This is a genomic window from Paraburkholderia fungorum (genome assembly GCF_902833645.1).
In the GTDB taxonomy this organism is placed as follows: domain Bacteria; phylum Pseudomonadota; class Gammaproteobacteria; order Burkholderiales; family Burkholderiaceae; genus Paraburkholderia; species Paraburkholderia fungorum.
Genome location: NZ_CADFGE010000001.1, coordinates 1,293,500 through 1,311,543, shown reverse-complemented (window position 1 = coordinate 1,311,543; position 18,044 = coordinate 1,293,500). Strand labels below are relative to the sequence as shown.

General features: G+C 60.7%; 15 protein-coding genes. 1 reads left to right on the top strand and 14 read right to left on the bottom strand.

Annotation, left to right across the window (positions count from 1 at the left end; genetic code table 11):
• Positions 1 to 123 precede the first annotated feature (123 nt).
• Positions 124 to 2,370: a primosomal protein N' gene (locus tag HWX91_RS05860; protein WP_028198443.1), complete on the bottom strand. Its 2,247-nt coding sequence runs from the start codon at positions 2,368 to 2,370 to the stop codon at positions 124 to 126.
• Positions 2,371 to 2,834: 464 nt separating this feature from the next.
• Positions 2,835 to 3,935: a uroporphyrinogen decarboxylase gene (hemE, locus tag HWX91_RS05855; RefSeq protein WP_028198441.1), complete on the bottom strand. Its 1,101-nt coding sequence runs from the start codon at positions 3,933 to 3,935 to the stop codon at positions 2,835 to 2,837.
• A gap of 218 nt (positions 3,936 to 4,153) precedes the next feature.
• Here hemE and HWX91_RS05850 point away from each other — a divergent pair, with 218 nt between their 5' ends.
• The gene (locus HWX91_RS05850) at positions 4,154 to 4,951 is read left to right on the top strand and encodes a transporter substrate-binding domain-containing protein (RefSeq protein WP_028198440.1); all 798 of its coding nucleotides are present in this window, start codon (positions 4,154 to 4,156) and stop codon (positions 4,949 to 4,951) included.
• Between the two features lie 876 nt (positions 4,952 to 5,827).
• On the opposite strand, the gene HWX91_RS05845 is transcribed toward HWX91_RS05850, so the two are convergent.
• The 12 genes from HWX91_RS05845 to HWX91_RS05790 form a co-directional block, all read right to left on the bottom strand.
• Positions 5,828 to 7,558 carry an AMP-binding protein gene (locus HWX91_RS05845; RefSeq protein WP_028198439.1) on the bottom strand — a complete coding sequence of 577 codons (1,731 nt, stop codon included), beginning with the start codon at positions 7,556 to 7,558 and terminating at the stop codon, positions 5,828 to 5,830.
• Between the two features lie 240 nt (positions 7,559 to 7,798).
• A complete protein-coding gene (locus HWX91_RS05840; protein ID WP_020067428.1) occupies positions 7,799 to 8,224 on the bottom strand; it encodes a F0F1 ATP synthase subunit epsilon in 426 nt (141 codons plus the stop codon).
• A gap of 69 nt (positions 8,225 to 8,293) precedes the next feature.
• The gene (atpD, locus tag HWX91_RS05835; protein ID WP_028198438.1) at positions 8,294 to 9,688 is read right to left on the bottom strand and encodes a F0F1 ATP synthase subunit beta; all 1,395 of its coding nucleotides are present in this window, start codon (positions 9,686 to 9,688) and stop codon (positions 8,294 to 8,296) included.
• 116 nt (positions 9,689 to 9,804) lie between these two features.
• Positions 9,805 to 10,689, bottom strand: coding sequence for a F0F1 ATP synthase subunit gamma (atpG, locus tag HWX91_RS05830; RefSeq protein ID WP_028198437.1), 885 nt, complete (start codon positions 10,687 to 10,689; stop codon positions 9,805 to 9,807).
• Between the two features lie 138 nt (positions 10,690 to 10,827).
• Positions 10,828 to 12,369, bottom strand: a complete 1,542-nt coding sequence (gene atpA / locus HWX91_RS05825; protein ID WP_028198436.1) for a F0F1 ATP synthase subunit alpha — start codon at positions 12,367 to 12,369, stop codon at positions 10,828 to 10,830.
• A 58-nt stretch (positions 12,370 to 12,427) separates the two neighbouring features.
• Positions 12,428 to 12,967, bottom strand: coding sequence for a F0F1 ATP synthase subunit delta (locus tag HWX91_RS05820; protein WP_028198435.1), 540 nt, complete (start codon positions 12,965 to 12,967; stop codon positions 12,428 to 12,430).
• A gap of 2 nt (positions 12,968 to 12,969) precedes the next feature.
• Positions 12,970 to 13,440, bottom strand: a complete 471-nt coding sequence (locus tag HWX91_RS05815; protein WP_028198434.1) for a F0F1 ATP synthase subunit B — start codon at positions 13,438 to 13,440, stop codon at positions 12,970 to 12,972.
• Between the two features lie 138 nt (positions 13,441 to 13,578).
• The gene (atpE, locus tag HWX91_RS05810; protein ID WP_007180033.1) at positions 13,579 to 13,848 is read right to left on the bottom strand and encodes a F0F1 ATP synthase subunit C; all 270 of its coding nucleotides are present in this window, start codon (positions 13,846 to 13,848) and stop codon (positions 13,579 to 13,581) included.
• A 93-nt stretch (positions 13,849 to 13,941) separates the two neighbouring features.
• The gene (atpB, locus tag HWX91_RS05805) at positions 13,942 to 14,793 is read right to left on the bottom strand and encodes a F0F1 ATP synthase subunit A (protein ID WP_028198433.1); all 852 of its coding nucleotides are present in this window, start codon (positions 14,791 to 14,793) and stop codon (positions 13,942 to 13,944) included.
• 172 nt (positions 14,794 to 14,965) lie between these two features.
• Positions 14,966 to 15,511: an ATP synthase subunit I gene (locus HWX91_RS05800; protein WP_028198432.1), complete on the bottom strand. Its 546-nt coding sequence runs from the start codon at positions 15,509 to 15,511 to the stop codon at positions 14,966 to 14,968.
• 794 nt (positions 15,512 to 16,305) lie between these two features.
• Positions 16,306 to 17,193, bottom strand: coding sequence for a ParB/RepB/Spo0J family partition protein (locus HWX91_RS05795; RefSeq protein ID WP_028198431.1), 888 nt, complete (start codon positions 17,191 to 17,193; stop codon positions 16,306 to 16,308).
• 18 nt (positions 17,194 to 17,211) lie between these two features.
• A complete protein-coding gene (locus HWX91_RS05790) occupies positions 17,212 to 18,003 on the bottom strand; it encodes a ParA family protein (protein WP_028198430.1) in 792 nt (263 codons plus the stop codon).
• Positions 18,004 to 18,044: the final 41 nt, after the last annotated feature.

The window sequence follows — 18,044 nt, the reverse complement described above, 5'->3', positions numbered from 1 at the left end:
ATTCGGCGAAATATAGGCGAGCGGCGGCGCAAAACGAAACGACCATTCGCTCTATGAATATGACTGAAAGGAGTAACGAGCAACGCCACGGGCGGCGCGGCGAAGGGTGTCGGGCGGCAGGCGTCAGATGTCGAGCGGGTCGACTTCAAGGTTCCAGCGCAGCACGCCTTTCAGTGTGCGCAACATCGGTTGCCACGCGCGCAACGTAGCCTGCAGCGCCCCCCGCGATGCGCTCTCAATCAGCAATTGCGCGCGATGCACGTGCATCACCTTGACGATGGTGAGCGGCACCGCGTCATAGACTGTCACGCGCTCGGCGGCCGGGATCTGCGTCAGCACGGCGGCCGCCTGTTGCAGAAAGGCAAGCGCGGCTTCGAGTGTGCGGCCTTCGGCGCGGAGCAGCGCCTGATAGACGAATGGCGGCAAGTGAGCGTCACGCCGTTCGGCCAGCGTCGAACTGGCAAAGCCGACGTAGTCGTGCCGGCCCAATGCGTGGTACAGCGCATGGCGCGGATAGCGAGTCTGCACCAGCACTTCGCCCGGCAAACCGGCGCGGCCGGCGCGACCGCTCACCTGCATCAATTGCGCGAAGAGCCGTTCGCTCGCGCGGAAGTCGTGTGAGAACAACGCGGTGTCCGCGTTCAGCACGCCGACCAGCGACACGCGCTGGAAGTCGTGGCCCTTCGCAATCATCTGCGTGCCGACCAGGATATCGACCTCGCCGGCGTGGACGTCGGAAAACAGCGCCTGCGCGCTGCCTTTGCGGCGCGTGCTGTCGGCGTCGATGCGCAGCACGCGGGCGCCGGGCACGGCGCTCGCCAGGGTTTCTTCAACGCGCTGGGTGCCGCGTCCCATCGGCGCGATGTCGACATTGCCGCACTCCGGGCACGAACGCGGAATGCGCGCTTCCCAACCACAGTGGTGGCAGCGCAGCGCGCGCTCGGGTTTGTGCAACACGACGTAGGCGCTGCAACGCGGGCAGCCTGCCACCCAGCCGCAGGCATCGCAGGCGAGCTGCGGCGCGTAACCGCGCCGGTTGAGAAATACGAGGCTCTGCTCACCGCGCTCGAGCCGCAACTTCAGCGCCGCGATCAACGGCCCGGATAAACCTTCCACCGAGGCCCGTCCGCGCCGGCGCTCTTCTTCCAGATCGATCAGCCTGACGGTCGGCAAAACGGCCTCTGCGACTGCCCGGCGCGACAGGGTCAGCCGCTTATAGCGTCCCTGATCCGCCTGCCACCAGCTTTCCAGCGACGGCGTGGCCGAGCCGAGCACCACCGGCAAAGCGAGTTGTTTGGCGCGATAGATCGCCAGATCGCGCGCCGAGTAGCGCAGGCCTTCCTGTTGCTTGTAGGCCGGATCGTGTTCCTCATCGACGACGATGATCGCGAGTTTCGGCAGCGAGGCAAGTACCGCGAGCCGCGTGCCGAGCACGATGCGGGCGCGCCCGGTGTGCGCGGCAAACCAGTTGCGGGCCCGCTCGCCTTCCGCAAGACCGCTGTGCAGCGTGACGATCGAGGCGCCTTCCAGCGCGGCAAAGCGCGCACGGAAGGCCGACTCGAACTGCGGCGTCAGATTGATTTCCGGGACGAGGACGAGTGCCTGCGCGTCGGGCTTCGCGGCCAGAATCTCCGCGAGCGCTCGCAGATACACCTCCGTTTTGCCGCTTCCCGTCACGCCGTGCAGCAGGAATGGCGCAAAACCGTTCGCGTCGCGGATCGCGTCGACTGCGCTCGCCTGCTCGTCGGTGAGGGTGGGCAGGACGGGCGCCGGCGTATCCGGCGACACCGGAGCGGCGAGTGCCTCGGCGGCTTCGATCACCTCCAGCGCAACCCAGCCTTCGGCCTGCCATGCGTCGAGGGTTGCAATGGCTTTGGGGTGGAGCGCGCGAGCGGCGGCGGCGACCAGAAATTCGGCTTCGGCGAGAGCCGAGGCGAGCTTGCGCAACGCGCTGGCGCGCGCAGGCAAAGCGTCGGGCAGCGCGGTGCGGCCCGCCGGCGTCAGGCTGTAACGCTCTTCCGGCACGAAGAGGCGCGACCAGCGTGACGCATCCCGCAGGGCTTGCGGCAACGCGGGCAGCGCGACTTCTCCGAGGCCGCGTTGATAGTAGTCAGCAGCGAAGGCGCTGAGACCCAACCATTCGGCCGACACCGGCGGACAGGCAGCACAGACCGCGCTAACGGCCCGCAGGCGCTCCGCCGGCACATCACTGTGAGTGGTCACTTCGCATACGAGGCCGACCACGTGACGCTTGCCGAACGGCACGCTGACCAACATGCCCGGCGCGACAGGTTCGGGCGTGTCGCAACGGTAGTCGAACAAGGTCGGCAGCGGATGATCCAGCGCGACGCGAACGAAAACGTCACTCACGCGGCGCTGCGGACCAGGTACATGGCTGCGGCACGACGCCGCGCCACAGCGTTCATTACACACACGGCAAACCCGTCGAAGTTAAAGTAAAACTTCAATTTCCGCGCTAAGTTTTGGATTCGGCTGAACAATTGCAATCGGTCCGCGTGCCTGTGGATAACTTTGTTGAGAACTTCGCTCGAATGGGCCGGGAACCGCGCCGCAGCGGCGTTCTGTGGGGTTTCGCACATTTTGTCGTGAGCCCCCGAAACCCTTGCCAGACAAGGCTGAGATCAAAAGCGCCGGCAATGTGCAAGGGCTGGGGCACGACGAAAGCTTCTACCGCGCCGCAGCGTGAACAATGTGCATAAGTCAAGTCTTGACTTTCGTGGGAGCGCCATCTGACGGCCCCCTGCGTACAAATATTCCCTTAGACCGAGAGCCCAGTTCGCCGCATTGCAGCAAAAGTGGCAACGATTTCGGCGTCAGGTTGGTGCATGCGCGCCGCTGCGAATCGCCCGGCTATGCCGATGGACTTCGTCTACGAGTTCGGCGACGTTCTCCGGCGGCGTGAACTGCGAAATACCGTGGCCGAGATTGAAAACGTGGCCCGGATGATTCCCGAAGCTGTCGAGCACGGCACGCGCCTCCATGCGGATCGACGCCGGCGGCGCAAACAGCACCGATGGATCGATATTGCCCTGCAGCGCCACCTTGCTACCCACTCGCTCGCGGGCTCGGCCCAGGTTCACGGTCCAGTCGAGACCGACCGCGTCCACACCCGTATTGGCGATCTCGTCGAGCCACAAGCCGCCGCCCTTCGTGAAGGTGATCACCGGCACTTTTTCGCCGTCGTGATCGCGCTTCAACTGGCTCACGACCTGCTGGATGTACTGCAGCGAGAAGCGTTGGTACACGCCGTCTGCGAGCGCCCCGCCCCACGTGTCGAAAATCATCACGGCTTGCGCACCGGCTTCGATTTGCGCATTCAGATATGCCGCAACCGACTTTGCGTTGACGTCGAGAATCCGATGCATCAGGTCCGGGCGGGCATACAACATGGATTTGACGGTGCGGAAATCCGCCGACCCGCTGCCTTCGACCATGTAGCACGCCAAGGTCCACGGGCTGCCTGAAAACCCGATCAGCGGCACGCGCTGACGGCCTTGCGCGTCGATGAGCGCGGTGCGGATTTCGCGCACTGCGTCGGTTACGTAGCGCAGCGTGGCGTCGATATCCGGCACAGCCAGGCGTGCGACGTCGTCTTCAGTGCGCACCGGCCGGGCGAATTTCGGCCCCTCGCCGGCGACGAATTCGAGACCCAGGCCCATGGCGTCCGGCACGGTCAGGATGTCGGAAAACAGGATCGCGGCGTCGAGCGGATAGCGCTCCAGCGGCTGCAGCGTCACCTCCGTTGCGTACGCCGGGTTCTTCGCGAGACCAAGGAAACTGCCCGCACGAGCCCGCGTGGCGTTGTATTCCGGCAGATAGCGGCCAGCCTGCCGCATCAGCCAGATCGGCGTGTAGTCGGTCGGCTGGCGCAGCAGCGCGCGCAGGAAAGTATCGTTCAGGAGTTTATGGGCCACGTTGCGTACGACTGAAGGCAAAGGGGCATTTTACCGGAGCCGGCTCGCCGCATCGTGCTTGATCCGGGCAATAACGCTCACACACCTCGCTCGCGGCCGCCTTTCTCGCTGCGCCGTGCGCTGCCGTGACTCAGCTGAACGGCCAATGTTCAAGCGCGAATTGCCGGGCTATCATCCGACGGCCTTACCAAACAATTACGCGCAACCAAGGAGACTCGATGAACAAGGCAGCACTCGCACTGCTCGGCGTTTTGACCGGTGTTTTGATGCACGCAGGCGTGGCCCAGGCACAGACTGGCCCCACAGCCGCGGCGCCCTCCCGGCTCGACGAAATCCTCGCGCGCGGCACACTGCGCGCGTGTACGGCCGGTGACTACAAGCCGTACTCGTTTTACAAGGCAGACGGCCAGTTCGAAGGTATCGATATCGACATGACCGAGTCGCTCGCCAAATCGCTCGGTGTGAAGGCTGAGTTCGTCAAGACGTCGTGGTCGAACCTGATGAACGACTTCGTCGCGAAATGCGACATCGGCGTGGGCGGGGTTTCGCCAACGCTCGAGCGCCAGAAGCGCGCGTTTTTCACCCAGGCGTACATGATCGACGGCAAAACGCCGATCGTCCGGTGCGACGACGTCAACAAGTATCAGACGGTAGCGCAGATCGATCAGCCGGCGACCCGCGTTATCGTCAATCCGGGTGGCACCAACGAGCGTTTCGCCAAGCAGTATTTCCCGCACGCGAATCTGACCGTCTATCCGGACAATGTGACGATCTTCAAGCAGATCCTCGCCGGCAAGGCCGACGTCATGGTGACGGATGCGTCAGAGACCCTGCTGCAGCAGAAGCTGAATCCGGGTCTTTGCTCGGTGCATCCGGACAAGCCGTTCCAGTACGGCGAGAAGGCATGGCTGCTGCCGCGCGGCGATGTGACGTTCCAGCAATACGTCGATCAGTGGCTGCACCTCGCGCGCGCGACCGGCGAGTATCAGGCAATCTCGGACAAGTGGCTGAAGTAGCTGGGGTGGGACGCCGTCTGCGTCCTGCCCAGTTGGAAAAGCCTGGCGGGTCGATTGACTAATAAGCCTGCACGGCTGACACAATCGTGTAACCAGCGTTTGAGGTGTTAAGCAAAACCTGAGCAATCCAGTTGAACAGAGGGCCGACGAACCGGCCCTCTGACCCGTCTTTCCCGCATGCATGAAATGCTGCAGTGCAGCGTGCGGAGGTGTCCGCAATCAAGCGGGGTTCGTCACGCTGGAAAACCGCCTGTAATACAGCCGATCCGTCCTGAAAAAGTTGAGCATGCAACCATTTCATGCGGAATCGACTGAACGGATTACGCCGCGATATGCGTCACGAGTAGCATCAATCAGGCGTATGAAATTGCACAACTGTCATCGGTAAAAAATACGTTTAAAACGTTTCGGATTGGAAATAAATCCTGCAACGCCTTATCTGGCGGGCGTTACAACCTGAAACACTTTGTTACCGCGCTGCCAGGGTAATTCGCCCACAATGCCCTCAACGGTTTCAACACGGATGTGGCTGGGTGCGTGGTGTGAGCGGATACGATGCACTTGCCGGTCGGCGTAAGCCGAAGCCCTGTGAAGGGGCATCCCTGCTGGGGCCGTAGTCGACGCAGGGTCGTCGTCTCAGTTGGTTCCATCTTTGGTCTCCTCGCGCTAACCCCGTAGCGTGTGGTTTTTAGCGGGCTCCAGGCCCGCTTTTTTTTCGTCTGGTCAAACGTTTGCGAGCTTCACGGCGGGTCGATTTGTGGCGGTTTCCATCCGCACCGTTTCCCGCGCACGATTCCTCTTCCAGCAAACGGTTTTCCTCAAAAATGTCGGCCGGCGCCACGCGGGTTTACGCGTGGCGCCGAACCAGCATGCCAATCAAGCCGTCTTGTCTTCTTGAACCTTCAATTCGCTGATCATCCGATCGCGCATGACGAACTTCTGCACTTTGCCCGTCACTGTCATGGGCAATTCGTCAACGAAGCGGATGTACTTCGGCACCTTGTAGTGAGCAATCTGGCCCTGGCAGAACTGCTGGATTTCCTCCGCCGTGGCCTGCTCGCCTGAGCGCAAGACGATCCACGCGCATACTTCCTCACCGTATTTCTTGTCGGGCACGCCAAATACCTGCACGCTCTGGATCTTCGGATGGCGGAACAGAAACTCTTCGATCTCGCGCGGGTAGATGTTTTCGCCGCCGCGTATCAGCATGTCCTTCAGGCGGCCGACGATGTTGCAGTAGCCCTCGGCGTCGAGCGTCGCCAGATCGCCGGTGTGCATCCAGCCGTCGACGATACTTTCCCGCGTCTTCGCTTCGTCCCCCCAGTAACCTTGCATCACCGAATAGCCCTTGGTGCACAGTTCACCCGTTTCTCCCACCGCCACGATATTGCCAAGCGGATCGACGATTTTCACTTCGAGATGCGGCTGGATGCGACCGACCGTGGTGGTGCGTTTGTCGAGCGGGTCGGTGGTCGAACTCTGGAACGACACCGGGCTCGTTTCCGTCATGCCGTAGGCGATAGTGATCTCGCTCAGATGCATCCGCGCGACGACCTTCTTCATCGTCTCGATAGGACATGGCGAACCGGCCATGATGCCCGTGCGCAGACGCGACAGATCGTAGTTGGCAAAGTCCGGATGATCGAGTTCAGCGATGAACATGGTCGGCACGCCGTGCAGCGCGGTGCACTGCTCTTCAGCCACGGCCGCGAGCGTTGCCGCCGGATCGAAACCCTCGCCTGGAAACACCATGTTCGCGCCGACCGAAACGCACGCGAGCACCGCCAGCACCATGCCGAAGCAGTGATAAAGCGGAACGGGAATGCACAGGCCGTCCTGCTCCGTTAGCCGCATCGCCATCGCGATATAGCGGGCGTTGTTGACGACGTTGCTGTGTGTCAGCGTCGCGCCTTTCGGATTGCCCGTCGTGCCGCTGGTGAACTGAATGTTGATCGGTTCGTGGCAGGACAGCGTCGCACCGATAGCATCGAGCTTCGCGACGTCAAGCGTTGCGCGGCCCTGCTCGATTACGTCGGAGAAGGTCAGCATGCCGGGCGTTTCCGTGTCGCACATGCGAATCACGTAGCGCAGTTCCGGCAAGCGAGCGGCGTGCAGTTCGCCCGGCTTTTGCGTCGCCAGTTCCGGTGCGAGCTCCTGCAGCATTTCGAGGTACATCGACGTCTTGAAACGCTCGGCCGCGATGATCGCCTTGCAGCCGACCTTGTTCAACGCGTACTCGAGTTCCGCGAGTCGGTAAGCCGGATTGATGTTGACCAGCACCGCGCCGATGCGCGCGGTGGCGAACTGCGTGAGCAGCCATTCCACACGGTTCGGCGACCAGATGCCCACCCGGTCGCCTTTCTCGATACCCAGCGCAAGCAGCCCGGACGCCAGCACGTCGATCTCTTCCGAGAACTCCCGCCACGTCCAGCGAATACCTTGCTCGCGAAATACCACGGCCGGACGGTCTGGGAAGCGCGCTGCGGTGTCGCGCAGAAACTGGCCGACTGTCGCTTCGTTCAACGGGATTTCAGTCGACCCGCGAACATACGACAAATTGTCTCGAGGTTCGATGAGTGCACCTTCGCCTGACGCGTACGTTGCCATGGTGTTGTCTCCGAGAGCGGAAGCTCGCCCAGTCTATTGAAATGAATTTGAAACCGATTGTGCCACCGGCGTATGTCCGTACGGCATCAAGTGTTACCCGCCCTCTGCGCCAACGGTCGCCGTGACAATTACCCAATGCCTGCGGGTTGAATCTGCGATTTTGCTGACCTTTCCGTAAACGTCAAGTAATGGTCAAAAAAAAGCAGCCGCGAAGGCTGCTTTCTCTCTGATACGTATTGCTTAGCTCTGACCGCGCAGCTTGCGCAGACGCTGAATCGCAGCGAGCTGAGCCGTCGCGTACGCCAGTTCCGCTTGCGCGGTCGCGTATTCGAGGTTCGAACCCGTGTTTTGCAGCGCTTCTTCTGCGCGCTTGCGTGCATCTTCGGCTTTGGCTTCGTCGAGATCCTTGCCCCGAATCGCGGTGTCGGCAAGAACCGTCACAGCGCCCGGCTGGATTTCGAGGATGCCGCCGGCGACGAACACAAACTCTTCTTCGCCGTTTTCAGCTTCAATGCGCACCGCACCCGGACGAATCCGCGTGATGAGCGGCGTGTGGCCCGGCAGAATGCCGAGTTCACCTGCTTCGCCCGGCAGCGCGACGAACTTCGCCTGGCCCGAGAAGATCTGCTCTTCCGCGCTGACGACGTCTACTTTAATGGTTGCCATATCGACTCCTGGTGAGCGTAATTCGAGGGCACCGACATTGGCCGGCGCCCGCTTCTATACACCCGACCTTTACTGGATCTTCTTGGCCTTTTCGAAGGCTTCGTCGATCGTGCCGACCATGTAGAACGCTTGCTCCGGCAGGTGGTCGCATTCGCCTTCAACGATCATCTTGAAGCCACGGATCGTTTCTTTCAGCGGCACGTACTTGCCCGGCGAGCCCGTGAACACTTCAGCGACGTGGAACGGCTGCGACAGGAAACGCTGGATCTTACGAGCGCGCGCGACGGCGAGCTTGTCTTCCGGCGCCAGTTCGTCCATACCCAGAATCGCGATAATGTCGCGCAGTTCCTTGTAGCGCTGCAGCGTTTGCTGCACGCCGCGCGTGATCGAGTAGTGCTCTTCACCAATCACGTTCGGGTCGATCTGACGCGAGGTCGAATCGAGCGGATCCACTGCCGGGTAGATACCCAGCGAAGCGATGTCACGCGACAACACGACGGTTGCGTCAAGGTGGCCGAAGGTCGTAGCCGGCGACGGGTCGGTCAAGTCATCCGCAGGGACGTACACGGCCTGCACCGACGTAATCGAGCCAGTCTTGGTCGACGTAATACGCTCCTGCAGCTTGCCCATTTCTTCAGCCAGCGTCGGCTGATAGCCCACTGCCGACGGCATACGGCCGAGCAGTGCCGACACTTCCGTGCCTGCCAGCGTGAAACGGTAGATGTTGTCGACGAAGAACAGCACGTCCAGACCTTCGTCACGGAAGTGCTCAGCCATCGTCAGACCGGTCAGCGCGACACGCAGACGGTTGCCCGGCGGCTCGTTCATCTGGCCGTACACCAGTGCGACCTTGTCGAGAACGTTCGAGTCCTTCATTTCGTGATAGAAGTCGTTCCCTTCACGGGTACGCTCGCCAACACCGGCGAACACGGAGTAACCACCGTGTTCTTTAGCGATGTTGTTGATCAGTTCCATCATGTTCACGGTCTTGCCCACGCCTGCGCCACCGAACAGGCCAACCTTACCGCCCTTCGCGAACGGGCAGATCAGGTCGATAACCTTGATGCCGGTTTCGAGCAACTCCGTCGACGGCGACAGTTCGTCGAACGCCGGAGCCTTCTGGTGAATACCGCGAACCACGTCCGAGTTGATCGGGCCGGCTTCGTCGATCGGGCGACCCAGCACGTCCATGATCCGGCCGAGGGTCGGCTTGCCGACCGGCACGCTGATCGGGTTGCCGGTGTTCTTTACCGTCGTACCGCGGCGCAGGCCGTCCGATGCACCCAGACAGATGGTACGGACAACGCCGTCGCCCAGCTGCTGCTGGACTTCGAGGGTCAGTTCCGAACCTTCGAGAATGAGCGCGTCGTAAATCTTCGGCATGTGGTCACGCGGGAATTCCACGTCGATCACCGCGCCGATGCACTGTACGATCTTGCCTTCTACCAAAGCAGTAGTACTCATCGCTTTTCCTTTAGATACTCAATTCTTCACTCGCGCAAAGGCGCAATTTCGATGGGACCGCCAAGATGGGGTGCGCCACGAAGGCGCACACGAAGCGGCATGCCTGACCGTTAGGGTCAGACCGCCGCCGCGCCACCGACGATTTCCGACAGTTCTTTCGTGATCGCGGCCTGACGGCTCTTGTTGTACACGAGCTGCAGTTCGTTGATGACCGTCTTCGCGTTATCCGAAGCGGCCTTCATTGCGACCATTCGTGCCGACTGCTCCGATGCCATGTTTTCCGCGACGGCCTGATAGACCAGCGCTTCGACATAACGCACCAGCAGTTCGTCCACCACTGCCTGTGCATCCGGCTCGTAGATGTAGTCCCACTGCGTGCTCGGCGTCGTGCCGTCCTCTTCCTTGCGCTCGAACTGCTCTGCCGACAGCGGCAGCAGTTGCTCGATCACCGGCTCCTGCTTCATCGTATTGACGAAGCGCGTATACGCGAGGTACACCGCCGAAACCTTGCCTTCCGAGTACAGGTCGAGCTGCACCTTCACCGCGCCGATCAGCTTTTCCAGGTGCGGCGTGTCGCCCAGATGCACGACATTCGACACCACCTTCGCGCGCAGACGATTCAGGAAGCCCAGACCCTTGGTGCCGATCGCAGTTGCTTCGATCGTCTTGCCCTGGCCTTCCAGTTCCTTGAACTTCTGCAGCGACGCACGCAGCACGTTGGTGTTCATCCCGCCGCACAACCCTTTATCGGTCGTGACGAGGATGATGCCGGCCGTTTTCGCACCTTCGTTCGACACCATGAACGGGTGACGATACTCCGGGTTCGCACGGCTCATGTGCGCAGCGATATCGCGGACCTTGTCGGCATACGGGCGAGCAGCGCGCATGCGCTCCTGAGCGCGGCGCATCTTCGATGCGGCCACCATCTCCATCGCTTTCGTGATCTTGCGCGTGTTTTGCACGCTCTTGATCTTGCCGCGAATTTCCTTCATTCCAGCCATTGCTTGCTCCTTGTCGGCCCAAGTTAGCGCTTTAGCGCTTACCCGGGTCCCATGCAAAGCGATCTAAGCAGCGCGGGTTCAGTTGCCTGCGGCCCGCGCCGCTCCAAGGTCTTTTATGCCTTGCGGATCACTCGCAAATCAATAAGCGCCGGACTTCTTGAAGTCTTTGAGAGCCGTATGCAGCAGGGCTTCGTCGTCCTTCGAGAGTTCCTTGGTATCTTCGATGCGCTTGACCAGGTCAGCGTGGCTCGACTTCAGATAGTCGCGCAGGCCCTTTTCGAACGGCAGCACTTGCGCAACTTCCAGATCGTCGAGGTAGCCGTTGTTCGCTGCGAACAGCGAGACAGCCAGTTCCCACACTTGCAACGGCTGATATTGCGGCTGCTTCAGCAGTTCCGTGACGCGACGGCCGCGCTCCAGTTGCTTGCGGGTTGCTTCGTCGAGGTCCGACGCGAACTGCGCGAATGCAGCCAGTTCACGATACTGTGCGAGGTCGGTACGGATACCGCCCGACAGCTTCTTCACGACCTTGGTTTGTGCCGCACCACCAACGCGCGACACCGACACGCCGGCGTTAATTGCCGGGCGGATACCTGCGTTGAAGAGGTCGGTTTCCAGGAAGATCTGGCCGTCGGTAATCGAGATCACGTTCGTCGGAACGAATGCGGTCACGTCGCCTGCTTGCGTTTCGATGACCGGCAGTGCCGTCAGCGAACCGCTCTTGCCCTTCACTTCGCCGTTCGTGAACTTCTCGACGTACTCTTCCGAGACGCGAGCAGCACGTTCCAGCAGACGCGAGTGCAGATAGAACACGTCACCCGGATAAGCTTCGCGGCCCGGCGGGCGGCGCAGCAACAGCGAGATCTGGCGGTATGCCCAGGCTTGCTTGGTCAAATCGTCATAAACGATCAGCGCGTCTTGACCGCGGTCGCGGAAGTATTCGCCCATCGTGCAGCCGGCGTACGGTGCGAGGTATTGCATCGCAGCCGATTCCGAAGCCGAAGCGGCCACGACGATCGTGTATTCCAGCGCGCCGGTTTCTTCCAGCTTGCGCACCACGTTCATGATCGACGAAGCCTTCTGACCGATCGCGACGTAGATACAGAAGAGGTTCTTGCCCTTCTGGTTGATGATCGCGTCGACTGCGACTGCGGTCTTGCCGCACTGGCGGTCGCCAATGATCAGCTCGCGCTGGCCACGGCCAACCGGCACCATCGCGTCGATCGACTTCAGACCGGTTTGAACCGGTTCCGAAACCGACTTACGCCAGATCACGCCCGGAGCAATCTTTTCGATTGCGTCGGTTTTCTTCGCGTTGATCGGGCCCTTGCCGTCGATCGGGTTGCCAAGTGCGTCGACCACGCGGCCGAGCAGTTCCGGACCCACCGGCACTTCGAGAATGCGGCCCGTCGTCTTGACGATGTCACCTTCCGAAATGTGCTCGTACTCACCCAGAATCACGGCGCCGACCGAGTCGCGCTCGAGGTTCAGTGCGAGACCGAAGGTGTTGCCCGGGAATTCGAGCATTTCGCCCTGCATCACTTCCGACAGGCCGTGGATGCGCACGATACCGTCGGTCACGGAGATCACGGTGCCTTGATTGCGAACGTCTGCGCTCGCTTCAAGGCCCTGGATCCGGCTCTTGATCAGCTCGCTGATCTCAGAGGGATTGAGTTGCATTATTCGCTCCTGATAGTCAATTCTGTTGCGTGCCAGCTGCTGAAGCGCCTCGGGCGCTTCAGGCCGTCAGAGCCGTCTGCATGCTGGCAAGCCGCGCGCGGACCGAGGTATCGAGCACTTCGTCGCCAACTGTCACGCGCACGCCGCCGATAAGCGACGAGTCGACTTCGACCGTCGGCTTCAGCTTGCGCTTGAATTTGCGTTCGAGACTTGCGACGAGTTCGTTCAACTGCGCGCCTTCGAGCGGGAATGCGCTGACGATCAGCACATCTGCCGCTCCTTCGCGGGCGTTCTTCAACTCTTCGAACTGCGTGGCGATTTCCGGCAGCAATTGCAGGCGATGGTTATCCACCAGCATTTGCACCAGATTCTTCGCTTGCGCATTGTCCTTGAGCGGCGACTTGACCGCGGCCAGCAGCAGTTCGCTGACCTGGGCGCGGCTTACTTTCGGGCTCGAGGCGATCGACAGCACTTCGGGCAGACGCGCAACCTGTGCCAGCTCCTGCACGAGCGTGGACCAGGCGGCGATGTCACCAGCTTCGGCCACGCCAAACAGCGCTTCTGCGTACGGACGGGCGATGGTTGCAAGTTCGGCCATGATCAGAGCTCGGCTTTCAGTTGATTCAGCAGGTCAGCGTGAGCTGCCTGGTCGACTTCGCGCTTCAGGATCTGTTCAGCGCCCTTCACTGCCAGTGCGGCGACTTCGCCACGCAGCGTTTCGCGCGCCTTCACGACTTGCTGTTCCGCTTCGGCCTTCGCTTGCGCGATGATGCGAGCGGCTTCAGCTTGTGCTTGAGCCTTGATTTCGTCAGCGACTGCCACTGCGCGCTTTTCTGCGTCAGCAATACGTTGCTGACCGTCGTTGCGTGCCTGAGCGAGTTCCTGGTCGACGCGCTTGTGGGCGGCTTCGAGTTCCGCCTTGCCCTTTTCAGCAGCCGACAAACCGTCAGCAATCTTCTTCGAGCGCTCGTCGAGGGCGTTGATCAACGGCGGCCACACGAACTTCATCGTGAACCACGCGAGGATCAGGAACACGACCATTTGCGCAAACAGGGTTGCGTTGAGATTCACGGTGTTTCCTTAAACGTTGCTAGTTCGGAAAGTGAAACGGCAAGGCGCTCATCGATTCTGTATTCGATCAGCGCCCAAGTGCCCGTTCCGCCCTGCGCCTTTACCAGTTATAGCTCAGGCGCAAACTTCCGAGGAACCTCAGCCTGCCAGCTTCGACAGCAGCGGGTTCGCGAACGCGAACAGCATTGCCACACCAACGCCAATCAGGAACGCCGCATCGATCAGACCAGCCAGCAGGAACATCTTGGTTTGCAGCGGGTTCATCAGTTCCGGCTGACGAGCACATGCTTCGATGTACTTGCCACCCATCAGGCCGATACCGATACAGGCGCCGATTGCACCCAGGCCGATGATGATGCCGATACCGATGGCGGTCAGACCCTGGATGTTGGCGATGAAAGCTTGCATGATCACTCCTTTGTGAAAAGTCTTTTAGAACTGGTTGGAACTGGGATTTAATAAAACAAAACTAAAAACAATTCGTCGCGCGACACGCCGTGATTAGTGGCTGTCGTGTGCTTGTCCGATGTACACCAGCGTCAGCATCATGAAAATGAATGCCTGCAGGAAAACGATCAGGATGTGAAAGATCGCCCAAACCGTGCCTGCGATGACGTGGCCGATAAAGCCGAGCACTGACGCGTCCGCGCCAAAACCCCACATGCTGCCGAGCAGAGCAATCAGCAGGAACAACAGTTCACCCGCGTACATGTTGCCGAACAGCCGCATGCCGAGCGAAACCGTCTTTGCGACGAACTCGATGATGTTCAATGCAAGGTTCGGGATCCACAGCAACGGATGCGCACCGAACGGAGCCGACAGCAGTTCATGCACGAAGCCGCCTGCGCCCTTGATCTTGAAGTTGTAGTAAATCATCAGCACGAACACGCCGAGCGCGATGCCGAGCGTGCCGTTCAGGTCGGCGGTCGGCACGATGCGATGATGGGGGATGATTTCCGACAGACCCAGCCAGCCGATCACGCGGCCCGGCAGATCGACGGGGATGAAGTCGAGCGAGTTCATCAGGGCAACCCAGACGAACACGGTCAATGCCAGCGGAGCGATAAAAGCGCGCGAGCCGTGGATCATCGACTTCGATTGATCCTCGACCATTTCGACCAGCATTTCGATTGCGCACTGGAAACGGCCCGGCACGCCGGACGTTGCCTTGCGAGCAGCGAGATGCAGGATGGCGATGGTGGCCAGACCGCAAACGATCGACCAGAAAAGGGTGTCCAGATTCCACACATGAATGTCGAAAATCGACGTCTGGTGCGCGGTGGAAAAGTTCTGCAAGTGGTGCGCGATGTACTCGGACGGATCCAGAGCGCGCGTGCCTTCGCTAGCTGCCATATCGTTAATGCCACCCAAATTGTCGAAAATCGTCTTAGGCCGTTCCCGCCGCAATGCTCTATTGCGGGAACACACCGGGTGCGGATCGTGTCATATCCGCACTCCTTACGCCAGCGCTACGCGCCGGCCTGAATTTTGTGTTGCTTTTGTGCTGCTACTCTCTGCTACGACCTTAACGCCACGCGAGGGCGATCCAGTACGTCTTGAGCGCGATGAGGTAAGTCACGAGCAGCGGCACCCAGCATACGTCGTGATACCAGAAGGCGATGACTACAAACATCGCGATCGTTGTCCCCATCTTGAGCGCTTCGCCGATCATCCAGCTCATTGCTGTTTTGGCGCCGCTCAGCGTTCTAAGACGTGCCGCGAACAGCGCGCTCGGCACCCAGCAGATCGCTCCCCCAAGGAACGCGGACAGCGCAGCAGCGCCCGGCGGCTTGTAGAACAGCCACCACACCAGCGTCGCACCCAGGGACAAAACCATTTGCGCCGCCACGACCTTGAAAGGCGTAACGCGCGATGGACGACTCACATTCGGGCCAAACAGCTTTTCAGCCTCGACCCGGGTGAGCGGAACGATATTGTTATCTTGTTGCTCGACATCCCACGCATCGTCAGTTGTAACGTGCTGAGCGGTGGACGCATCGGAAACGGTGCGTTCAGCGCGGTGGTCGTCACGCCCATTCTTCGGCGCTTGATTCGACGTTTTAACCGCCATCGCAGTGTTCCGAAAGTCTTGTTCCTGCCCGCGAGCTTACGCTGCGCTTACGGGGTTGCCGTGCAATTAAATCCGGGCGATTGTAAGCGATAGTTGCAGGCAATTCAAGACTTTAGGCCGTTCAATAACCTGTGTGAAAACGACCTTCACGATGCGGAAACGTCCGCTCGGGCGGCCTATACACGGCAAATGTAAGGCGGTCGGGGGATGGCAAAACATGTGCGATGAATCGGGTCGATTGAAGTTCGCCGATGTGTCGTTTCGACGCTGCTGCGGACGTCTCAAAAATGCAACAGACGATCATTTTCGCCAGCTTTGGTGGACATGAAGGACCGAGCCGGGTAGACGCGGGCGGCTATGAGTTGGTCGCAGCCCTTCTTCATTGAAATCGAAGACCGTTGGACGCTACCCTCCCCATCGGGCGACCGACACGGCAAGCAGTCAGGCGCCTCCTACGGCATGTCACCACCTACCCTACCGCTGCAAACGGCCGCCTCTTCACGGCACACCCTCCCACCATGCAGGCGCCATCGGGAAAACGGTGGCACGACTCAATATATTGGATTCCTGATTATTAAACACACCAAATAATCAGGAATCCAATGCGAATCCGCGTAGGCTACCGATCGATCTGAGAATTCATCAACCGGGCGACGCCTGCGGCAAGTACAACCGCGACGTCGCTGCTATCGAAGAGAACCCCGCCTGACGGCTTTTGCGAGCGGCCAGCAGACGCGCGGCCCAACGAGGCCGCAAGCCCGCTCAACGTCCGCCGCAGATCGAACCTGCCACCCTCACGCCGTAGCGTTACCCCGCAGCCGGACAAGAATGCCTTCCAGTGCGTCCAGATCGCCGAAGTCCACCAACACCTGGCCGCGGCCGCGTCGGCCGAGCTTGATCTTAACCGTTGCGGCAAGCAGATCGGATAACTCCTCTTCGAGCCGTCGTGTGTCGCGGCCACCGTCCTGATTCGCCCGCGCCTTCACTGTCGGCGCAGCCTTGGTGGTCGCCGTCACCAGTTTTTCGGTCTCGCGGACCGACATGCGCTTGTTGACGACCTGATTGGCCAGTGTGATTTGCGTCGCGGCGTCGACGGCCAGCAACGCACGTGCGTGTCCCATGTCGAGGTCACCCGCCAGCAACATGGTTTGCACCGGCGTCGCCAGGTTGAGCAAACGCAGCAGATTAGATACGGCGCTGCGTGAGCGGCCCACCGATTCAGCCGCCTGCTCGTGCGTGAAATTGAACTCGTCGAGCAAGCGCTGAATGCCCTGCGCTTCTTCCAGCGGATTCAGATCTTCACGCTGGATATTCTCGATCAGCGCCATCGCCGCGGCGGCCTGGTCCGGCACGTCTTTCACCAGCACCGGCACCTCATCGAGACCGGCTATGCGTGCCGCGCGGAAACGCCGCTCGCCGGCAATGATCTCGTACTTATCCGCCGACACGGGCCGCACGAGAATCGGCTGCATCAGCCCTTGAGCACGGATGCTGGCTGCCAGCTCCTGCAACGCGCCTTCGTCCATGCGCGTGCGTGGCTGGTACTTGCCCGCCTGCAGCTTGCTGAGCGGCAGCACGTTCGGCGCACCCTCGATCGTCACCACCTCGGTGATATCGGCACTGCCACCCAGCAATGCTTCAAGACCGCGGCCCAACCCCTTCTTTCTTGCTACTGCATTCATTGTGCTTCCTCGATCCGCTTAGGACGCCTGGGGCGCGTCATTCAATGTGCGCACCCGCTCAATCATCTCTGCACCGAACTGCACATACGCCTGCGCGCCGCGCGAGGCCTTATCGAATACGACACCCGGCAGGCCATAGCTCGGCGCCTCGGCAAGACGTACGTTGCGCGGAATCACCGCGTCGAACACCTTGTCGCCGAAGTGCTCCTTCAACTGATCCGAGACTTGCTGCTGCAAGGTGATGCGTGGGTCGAACATGACGCGCAGCAGGCCGATCACCTTCAGATCGCGATTCAGGTTCGCGTGCACCTGCTTGATCGTGTTGACCAGGTCAGACAGACCCTCGAGCGCGAAGTACTCGCACTGCATCGGGATCACCACGCCATGCGCGGCGCACAAGCCGTTGAGTGTCAGCAGCGACAACGCCGGCGGGCAGTCGATCAGCACGAAGTCGTATTCGATTTCGACCGCCGTCAAGGCGATCTTCATTTGACGCTCGCGGTTCTGCACGCTGACCAGTTCGACTTCGGCACCCGCCAGTTCACGGTTCGCAGGCAGCACGTCGTAGCCGACAGCCTCCGGACGGACTCGCGCATCCGCCACCGACACCCCATCAACGAGTACCTCGTAGACGGTATTCGCGCATGCGGCCTTGTCGATGCCACTGCCCATGGTGGCGTTGCCCTGCGGGTCCAGATCGATGAGAAGGACTCGCTGTCCCTGCGCTGCCAGGCTCGCGGCCAGATTGACTGCCGTCGTCGTCTTGCCGACGCCACCCTTCTGGTTTGCAACGCAGAAGATTTTTGCCATCGTTGGTGTGTCCCTTTTGCTGCTTGAAACTGCTTGAATAA